Consider the following 5,710-nt stretch of genomic DNA (forward strand, 5'->3'; position numbering starts at 1 on the left):
CCTTCGGGGTGGCGGGGACCGGGGTGGGGATGCTCCCCGCGCTCGGGTGCGCGGCGGTCCTCGCGTCGGCGATGTGTCTGGGGTTGAGGCACGACTCGGTGGCGCGGCCGCTGTTCTTCACCAGCCGGCTGCTGCTGGTCCTGCTCAACGGCTTCATCCTGTTCCGGTGGTTCCAGGAGGCGTTCCCGCCGTCCGCGGCGGTGGCGCGGCTGCTGCTGTTCGTCCCGTGGGTCGTGGGCCTCTTCTTCGTGGCGCTCCAGGTCGTCTACGGGCTGCTGGTGGAGCCGGCGTACCTCCTGCCGCTGCTGAGACGGCGCTACCTGCGCCCCACGCAGCCGTTGCCGCCGCGCCACGCGCCGCCCTTCCCGCGCGTCACGGTGCACATTCCCTGTCACGCCGAGCCGCCCGGCGTGGTGCTGGCCACGCTGGACGCGGTGAGCCGGCTTCGCTACCCGGACTTCGACGTCATCGTCGTGGACAACAACACGGAGGATCCGGCGCTCTGGCGGCCCGTGGAGGCCCATTGCGCGCGCCTGGGGCCGCGCTTCCGCTTCGTGCACGTGGAGTCGCTGCCCGGCGCGAAGGGTGGCGCGCTGAACCTGGCGCTGCGCCTCACCCCGAAGGAGACGCGGGTGGTGGCCCTGCTGGACGCGGACTACGTCTGTGAGCCGGACTTCCTGGAGCGGCTGGTGGGCTTCTTCGACGACCCGGCCATCGACTACGTGCAGACGCCGCACGACTACCGGGGGTGGCAGGGGCGCCGCTTCCTGCGCGGCTGTTACTGGGAGGAGCGCACCGGCAACGTCCTGCAGCTCCCGGCGCTCAGTGAATGGGGCATCACCACGCTCATCGGCACCACGTGCCTCATCCGGCGCGACGCGCTGGAGGCGGTGGGGGGCTGGTCGGAGACGTGCCTCACGGAGGACTCGGAGCTGGCGCTGCGCCTGGAGGCTCGGGGCGGGCAGGGGCTCTTCCTGGCGAGGACCTTCGGCCGGGGGCTGCTGCCGGAGACCTTCCTCGCGCTCAAGAAGCAGCGCTTCCGGTGGGTGGCGGGCCCCATCCAGCAGCTGCGCATGCACTGGCGCGGCCTGCTGCCGGACCGCTCGCCCCGCATGGCCGCGCGGCACCGGTGGGCCCGGTTCTTCCAGGGGCTGGAGTTCGTGTCCACCTGGGTCATGGACCTCCTGGGCCTGGTCGCGCTGCTGGGCACGCTGCTGCTCGCGGTGGGCCGGCAATCCATCCCGCTGCCGGAGGGGCTGCTGCCGCTGCTGGCCACGAACCTCGTCACCCAGGGCGTACTGGCATGGCTGCGCGGCCGGTTGCTGGGCTGTTCGCTGCGGGAGGTGTTCGCGGTGACGGCCATCAGCTCCGCGCTGGGACACACGCGCAGGCAGGCGGTGGCCGCGGCGTTCTTCTCGCGGCGGCCCCTGCTGTGGCTGCGGACGGACAAGTTCCAGGCGACGTCCGTGGGCTGGCGGGCCGCGCTGGCCACCACCCGCGGGGAGCTGGTGACGGGGCTGGTGATGCTGGGCCTGGGGGTGTTGATGCTGAGCGGGACGGACCTGTCCCGGCCGGACCTGTTCCTGCTGGGCGGCGCCGCGTGCCTGGCGGAGGCCTGGGCGCTGCTCTGCGCGCCATACTTCGCGCTCACGGCGAACGCGGAGTTGCGCAAGGGGGTGAAGGCCAGGCCGCCCGCGCTCAGCCCGGGGCGTCCGGCAGTGGCAGCACCCGCCACAGCTGCGGCTTGTCGTACTGCGGCGGAATCATCCCCAGCGGCCAGCCCTCCGCCGTGAGCTCCACGTACTGGTACCCGCGTCCCCCGAAGGGGATGCGGGTGCCGGTGCCGGGCAGCCCCACGCCGATGGCCGCGTGCGCGAGCGCGTCCGAATAGAGCATCACCGCGTCCACGCCCACCTGCCTGAGCAGCATCAGCGCCAGCACCGCCTTGGAATCGCAGTCGCCCCGGTCCTGCGCGGGCACCAGCCCTGGCGGGACGATGCCGAAGGGCTCGTCACCGGGCAGCTCGTAGCGGATGCGGCGCACGAAGCCGAGGATGAGCTCCGTGGCCTGCGCCGCGTCCAGGTCGCGCTCGCGGATGGAGGTGGCGAAGCGCTCGCCCAGCACGCGCACCGGCTCCGCGTTGCTGCGCATCAGCTCCGCGTAGATGCAGCGCATGTCCGTGCCGCACCCCGGCGGCGCCACGTAGGTGAAGCGCTCCGGGCCCATGGCGCGGTAGCGCAGCCGCACGCTGTAGTCGCGGTGCGCCTGCTCCAGCCCGCGCTCCACCGCCTCACCCAGGCCGTACGCCAGCTGCTGACGGGCGGGCTCCATGCCGTCCACGCGCCAGTCATAGGCCTTCGCGCGCTCCGGCGGCGTGTCCTCCGGCACCAGCACCGCGCCCAGATCCGTCAGCGCTTCCTGCGGCTCGGCCGGGGGGACCTCCACCTCCGGCCGGGGGGCCTCCGCGAGCCGGCCCGCCTTCCGGGCCAGCACGACCTCCCAGCTGGCGAAGGCCAGCAGCGCCCCCACCAGCACCAGCGACAGCAACAGCTTCCACGTACGCGCGGCCATGGTGGCTCAGGAGGGCGCGCGCAGCATGCCGGTGGGGAGCTGCGGGAAGGGGATGAGCCCGTTGAGCGCGGCCTGGAGGCCCGGCGCGGTGAGCAGCGCGATGACCAGCAGGAAGGCGCACAAGAGGAGCGCGGCGGCGACGTTGCCCTTGCGCACCTCCGCCAGCTCCTCGATGCCCGGCGTCATCTTGTCGAACAGCCGCACGCCCAGGGCGAGCACCGCCACGCCCACCGCCAGCGACAGCGCCACGTGCACCAGCGCCAGCCCCATCAACTGGAGCACCGCGACGGCGGACACGGGCGGGTTCTGCACCGCCAGGTCCACCGCGTCACTGGTGGCCTTCAGCGCGTGCTGCACGAGCAGGCCCAGCGACACGAGGCTCGTGGCATGCACCAGTCCGGAGGCGACGTTGCCCTGCCGCAGCTCCTCCACGGGGTGGCTGTCCAGGAGGCGGCTCAGGCCGCGCATGCTCATGCCGATGCCGAGCGCGGCCACGAGGCCGCCGAGGACGACCTTCACGAGTCCGACGACGAAGAGGGTGAGGTCCATGGGGCGCTGAGGGACTGTAGCGGAAGTCCCCCGCGCCGCCACGGGCCATCACTCACGCGCGCGGCTTGCCATCCTTCAGACGGCGGCTGAGCGTCCAGGCGAGGGCGAGCAGCGCCAGCCAGCCCGTCGCTGACGACGGGCCGCTGCCCACCGAGCAGCCCAGGCCCTGGCGCATGTCGCTCGTCGGGTCGTACTCCACGGTCACGTGGAAGTCGCAGAGCGCCGCGTTGCCGGCCGCGTCGATGGCGGTGACCTGCACCGAGTGCAGGCCCGGCGCGAGCGGCGTGCCCACGGCGGGGCTGTAGGAGATGCCCGCCAGCGAGACGGCGTCCTCGGCGGTGGCGGCCGGGTACTCCGCGCGGGTGCCGTTCATCACCGCGGTGGTCAGCGTCTGGTCCTGCGGGCAGGTGAGCACGGGCGGCCGCGAGTCGCGCACCCGCACCTGGATCTCACAGGAGGCGCTGTTGCCCGCCTCGTCGGTGCTGATGACCTGCACGCGGGTGAGGCCCAGCGGGAACAGGTCCCCGGAGGCGTGCGTGCTGGTGACGCTGACCTTGCTGGAGATGGTGTCGGTGGGCGTGGGGTCCGGCCAGTACGCGTGCGCGCCTTCGGGCCCTTCCGCCTCCACGCGGACCTCGTTCACCTTGCAGGCCCCGGTGGGGCCCTGTCCGTCGCGGATGGTGACGGGGAAGGCGCAGGTGCTCACGTTGCCGGACCCGTCCCTCGCCGTCACGGTCACCTGGGTGGTGCCCAGGGGCAGCAGGCTGCCGTTCTCCGGGCTGTAGGTGACGAGCACGTCCTGGCTCGTCTCGTCCTGGATGTTCAGGGCCGGGTAATGGAAGGTGAGTCCCTGGGCGGACCGCGTGCCCAGGCCCAGCTGCGTCGGGCAGCCGTTGATGGCGGGCCCCGTCATGTCCCGCGACGTCATCTGGGTGGTGCAGTACGCGAGGCGGCCCGTGGTGTCCTCGGCCTGGTAGGTGACGAGGACGGGCTGGTGCAGCCGCAGCAGGGTGTAGTCCGGATGGGTGGAGCGCACCGAGGCCGTGAGCGGGCGGGTCAGCACTGGCGCCAGGCCGGACGTCAGCGTGCCCTCGGGCCGGTTGGAGGGCACGTCCTGGGCGGCCGGGCACACGAAGGTCGGCGACACCTCATCCCGCTCCATCCGCCACAGGGCGTGCGGCGTCCACGGGTCGCCGGCCGTCGTCAGGAGCGCACCCTGGAACGGCACCAGCCCCGTGGGCAGCGCGAACACGTTGCCCGACGGCAGCCGCGTCAGCCGGGACGTGCCCGCGTCGGTGCCATCCGTGCGCCACAGCTCGCTCGCGCCCAGCCGCGTCTTCAGGACGAAGGCGAGCCCGCCCTCCCACGGCGTGAAGCCACGCACGGACTCCAGCCCATACACGCTGGGGCGCGCGAGGCGCACGGTGCCCGCCTCCGTGCCGTCCGTCACCCACACCGAATCTCCGACGTCGATGCCCTGGGCCACCACGAAGACGCGCGTGCCCACCGGGACGAACCGCACGCCCGAAAAGCGGGCGATCAACGACGAGGGCACCCGGAGCAACGGCTGGGTGCCCGCGTCGGTGCCATCCGTGCGCCACAGCTCGGAGGCCTCCTGCGAACTGCTCACCAGGAAGACGAGCGTGTCGCCCGCGGCGCCAAGAACGGTGGGCATGCGGCCCGTGGCGGCGGTGTTGAAGTCCTTGATGTGCACGGTGCCCGCCTCCGTGCCGTCGGACTTCCAGACCGCGCGGCCGTGCTCGTTGTCCTCCGCGGTGAAGTAGAGGGTGTTGCCCACCGCGGTGAGGTTCCGGGGATAGGAGTCGCCGGCGCCGGTCTTGATGTCGCGCACCAGCGTGGTGCCCGCCTCGGTGCCGTCCGTGCGCCACAGCTCGAAGCCCTGCGCGTTCTCCGCGGCGAAGAAGACCGTGTCCCCCACGCGCACGAAGCCGTCCGCGTTCGCCGCGGCCTGGCCCGGGTGGATGTCCTTGACGGGGACGGTGCCCTCCGCGGTGCCGTCCGACTTCCAGAGGTCGAACGCCGTCGGCGCCGTGCTCGACGGCGTGAAGAGCACGGAGTCCCCGAGGACGAAGAGGGGCGCCAGGGAGGCCACGCCGTCGAACTGGCCGGGGTTGAGCTCGCGCGTGATGCGCGTGCCCTCGCGCGTGCCGTCGCTCGTCCACAGCTCGCGTCCGGTCTCCGGCGACGTCGCGGTGAAGAACAGGCGGTGCGGCGTGGCGCGCAGCGAGCCCAGGTCGATGTGCGTGCCCGAGGGCAGCAGCTCCTCCTGCACGGAGCGGGTGCCCGCGGGCGTTCCGTCGGTCACCCAGAGGTCCTGGAGCGTGGCGCCGCTCGGGGTGGCGAGGAAGTAGAGGCGCCCGTTCAGCTCGACGGTGGCCTGCGCGCCGGGCCTGGGGGACTCCGGGATGAAAGAGGGCTCGGGCGCGAGGTCCACCACCCGGCGCACGCTCATCGGATCCATTGGGGCGGGCTCGCCCTGCGCGAACGCCGGGGCCGCACCCACCGCCACCGCCAACGCCGAAAGCCACGCACGACCGCTGACCGTCCCCATGCCCGCCCCTCCCACGCC

At 72.9% G+C, this 5,710-nt stretch carries 4 protein-coding genes; 1 reads left to right on the forward strand and 3 read right to left on the reverse strand.

Translation table 11 applies throughout. The annotated features are described in order from the left end of the window. Nucleotides 1–1,793 (forward strand): glycosyltransferase (locus D7X32_RS42785; RefSeq protein ID WP_208752735.1); only part of this gene is annotated, 1,793 nt, incomplete at its 5' end. Here the strand turns inward: D7X32_RS42785 and D7X32_RS42790 are convergent. The 3 genes from D7X32_RS42790 to D7X32_RS42800 form a co-directional block, all read right to left on the reverse strand. After that, nucleotides 1,699–2,571 (reverse strand): hypothetical protein, encoded by an 873-nt coding sequence (locus D7X32_RS42790; protein ID WP_120608244.1) that lies wholly within the window; start codon nucleotides 2,569–2,571, stop codon nucleotides 1,699–1,701. The genes D7X32_RS42785 and D7X32_RS42790 overlap by 95 nt on opposite strands. 6 nt (nucleotides 2,572–2,577) lie before the next feature. Further along, on the reverse strand, nucleotides 2,578–3,120 hold the full coding sequence (locus D7X32_RS42795) for a DUF350 domain-containing protein (RefSeq protein WP_120608245.1): 543 nt from the start codon (nucleotides 3,118–3,120) through the stop codon (nucleotides 2,578–2,580). A 52-nt stretch (nucleotides 3,121–3,172) separates the two neighbouring features. Next, on the reverse strand, nucleotides 3,173–5,710 hold a 2,538-nt coding region (locus tag D7X32_RS42800), incomplete at its 5' end, for an ELWxxDGT repeat protein (RefSeq protein WP_208752736.1).

Origin of the sequence: Corallococcus carmarthensis (assembly GCF_003611695.1) — a bacterium.
GTDB classification, from domain to species: Bacteria; Myxococcota; Myxococcia; order Myxococcales; family Myxococcaceae; genus Corallococcus; species Corallococcus carmarthensis.

Bases quoted from the DNA above. Each gene is read 5' to 3' on its own strand.
- D7X32_RS42790 (WP_120608244.1), bottom strand. From the start codon at position 2,571: ATGGCCGCGCGTACGTGGAAGCTGTTGCTGTCGCTGGTGCTGGTGGGG.
- D7X32_RS42795 (WP_120608245.1), bottom strand. From the start codon at position 3,120: ATGGACCTCACCCTCTTCGTCGTCGGACTCGTGAAGGTCGTCCTCGGC.